General features: G+C 52.8%; 2 rRNA genes. Both read right to left on the reverse strand.

What is annotated here, in order from left to right:
- Nucleotides 1-94 (reverse strand): 5S ribosomal RNA (gene rrf / locus ACSVHP_RS22805); the annotation flags it as partial.
- 70 nt (nucleotides 95-164) lie between these two features.
- A 23S ribosomal RNA gene (locus ACSVHP_RS22810) occupies nucleotides 165-3,070 on the reverse strand.
- Between the last annotated feature and the right edge of the window lie 123 nt (nucleotides 3,071-3,193).

The following is a 3,193-nucleotide window of genomic DNA, read 5'->3' on the forward strand; positions in this document are numbered from 1 at the left end:
CATGGGGAGACCCCACACTACCATCGGCGCTACGGCGTTTCACTTCTGAGTTCGGCATGGGGTCAGGTGGGACCACCGCGCTAAAGCCGCCAGGCAAATTCTGTTAATCTGTATCAGGCTGAAAATCGTGTCTGTCTCTCACGCCAAAACAGCTTCGGCGTTGTAAGGTTAAGCCTCACGGTTCATTAGTATCGGTTAGCTCAACGCATCGCTGCGCTTACACACCCGACCTATCAACGTCGTAGTCTTCAACGTTCCTTCAGGACCCTTAAAGGGTCAGGGAGAACTCATCTCGGGGCAAGTTTCGTGCTTAGATGCTTTCAGCACTTATCTCTTCCGCATTTAGCTACCGGGCAATGCCATTGGCATGACAACCCGAACACCAGTGATGCGTCCACTCCGGTCCTCTCGTACTAGGAGCAGCCCCCCTCAATTCTCCAGCGCCCACGGCAGATAGGGACCGAACTGTCTCACGACGTTCTAAACCCAGCTCGCGTACCACTTTAAATGGCGAACAGCCATACCCTTGGGACCTACTTCAGCCCCAGGATGTGATGAGCCGACATCGAGGTGCCAAACACCGCCGTCGATATGAACTCTTGGGCGGTATCAGCCTGTTATCCCCGGAGTACCTTTTATCCGTTGAGCGATGGCCCTTCCATTCAGAACCACCGGATCACTATGACCTGCTTTCGCACCTGCTCGAGCCGTCACTCTCGCAGTCAAGCTAGCTTATGCCATTGCACTAACCTCCTGATGTCCGACCAGGATTAGCTAACCTTCGTGCTCCTCCGTTACTCTTTGGGAGGAGACCGCCCCAGTCAAACTACCCACCAGACACTGTCCGCAACCCGGATTACGGGTCTACGTTAGAACACCAGCCATTAAAGGGTGGTATTTCAAGGTTGGCTCCACGCAGACTGGCGTCCACGCTTCAAAGCCTCCCACCTATCCTACACATCAAGGACCAGTGTTCAGTGTCAAGCTATAGTAAAGGTTCACGGGGTCTTTCCGTCTTGCCGCGGGTACACTGCATCTTCACAGCGAGTTCAATTTCACTGAGTCTCGGGTGGAGACAGCCTGGCCATCATTACGCCATTCGTGCAGGTCGGAACTTACCCGACAAGGAATTTCGCTACCTTAGGACCGTTATAGTTACGGCCGCCGTTTACCGGGGCTTCGATCAAGAGCTTCGCGTTGCCGCTAACCCCATCAATTAACCTTCCGGCACCGGGCAGGCGTCACACCGTATACGTCCACTTTCGTGTTTGCACAGTGCTGTGTTTTTAATAAACAGTTGCAGCCAGCTGGTATCTTCGACTGATTTCAGCTCCACCCGCAGGGGCTTCACCTACATATCAGCGTGCCTTCTCCCGAAGTTACGGCACCATTTTGCCTAGTTCCTTCACCCGAGTTCTCTCAAGCGCCTTGGTATTCTCTACCTGACCACCTGTGTCGGTTTGGGGTACGATTTTGTGTTACCTGATGCTTAGAGGCTTTTCCTGGAAGCAGGGCATTTGTTACTTCAGCACCGTAGTGCCTCGTCATCACACCTCAGCGTTAGAAGAGTTCCGGATTTACCTAAAACTCCCGCCTACATGCTTAAACCGGGACAACCGTCGCCCGGCTAACATAGCCTTCTCCGTCCCCCCTTCGCAGTAACACCAAGTACAGGAATATTAACCTGTTTCCCATCGACTACGCCTTTCGGCCTCGCCTTAGGGGTCGACTCACCCTGCCCCGATTAACGTTGGACAGGAACCCTTGGTCTTCCGGCGTGCGGGCTTTTCACCCGCATTATCGTTACTTATGTCAGCATTCGCACTTCTGATACCTCCAGCATGCCTCACAGCACACCTTCAACGGCTTACAGAACGCTCCCCTACCCAACAACGCATAAGCGTCGCTGCCGCAGCTTCGGTGCATGGTTTAGCCCCGTTACATCTTCCGCGCAGGCCGACTCGACCAGTGAGCTATTACGCTTTCTTTAAATGATGGCTGCTTCTAAGCCAACATCCTGGCTGTCTGTGCCTTCCCACATCGTTTCCCACTTAACCATGACTTTGGGACCTTAGCTGGCGGTCTGGGTTGTTTCCCTCTTCACGACGGACGTTAGCACCCGCCGTGTGTCTCCCGTGATAACATTCTTCGGTATTCGTAGTTTGCATCGGGTTGGTAAGCCGGGATGGCCCCCTAGCCGAAACAGTGCTCTACCCCCGAAGATGAGTTCACGAGGCGCTACCTAAATAGCTTTCGGGGAGAACCAGCTATCTCCCGGTTTGATTGGCCTTTCACCCCCAGCCACAAGTCATCCGCTAATTTTTCAACATTAGTCGGTTCGGTCCTCCAGTTAGTGTTACCCAACCTTCAACCTGCCCATGGCTAGATCACCGGGTTTCGGGTCTATACCCTGCAACTTAACGCCCAGTTAAGACTCGGTTTCCCTTCGGCTCCCCTATACGGTTAACCTTGCTACAGAATATAAGTCGCTGACCCATTATACAAAAGGTACGCAGTCACACCACGAAGGTGCTCCCACTGCTTGTACGTACACGGTTTCAGGTTCTTTTTCACTCCCCTCGCCGGGGTTCTTTTCGCCTTTCCCTCACGGTACTGGTTCACTATCGGTCAGTCAGGAGTATTTAGCCTTGGAGGATGGTCCCCCCATATTCAGACAGGATACCACGTGTCCCGCCCTACTCTTCGAGTTCACAGCATGTGTGCTTTCGTGTACGGGACTATCACCCTGTACCGTCGGACTTTCCAGACCGTTCCACTAACACACAAGCTGATTCAGACTCTGGGCTGCTCCCCGTTCGCTCGCCGCTACTGGGGGAATCTCGGTTGATTTCTTTTCCTCGGGGTACTTAGATGTTTCAGTTCCCCCGGTTCGCCTCGTTAACCTATGTATTCAGTTAACGATAGTGTGACGAATCACACTGGGTTTCCCCATTCGGACATCGCCGGGTCAAAGGTTCATATCACCTCGCCGGCGCTTTTCGCAGATTAGCACGTCCTTCATCGCCTCTGACTGCCAGGGCATCCACCGTGTACGCTTAGTCGCTTAACCTCACAACCCGAAGATGTTTCGTTCGATTCATCATCGTGATTGCGAAAATTTGAGAGACTCGAACACACCGTTAAAGATGTGTCGTTTCAATTTTCAGCTTGATCCAGATTTTTAAAGAGCAAA

Source organism: Enterobacter sp. 186315, from assembly GCF_053290175.1.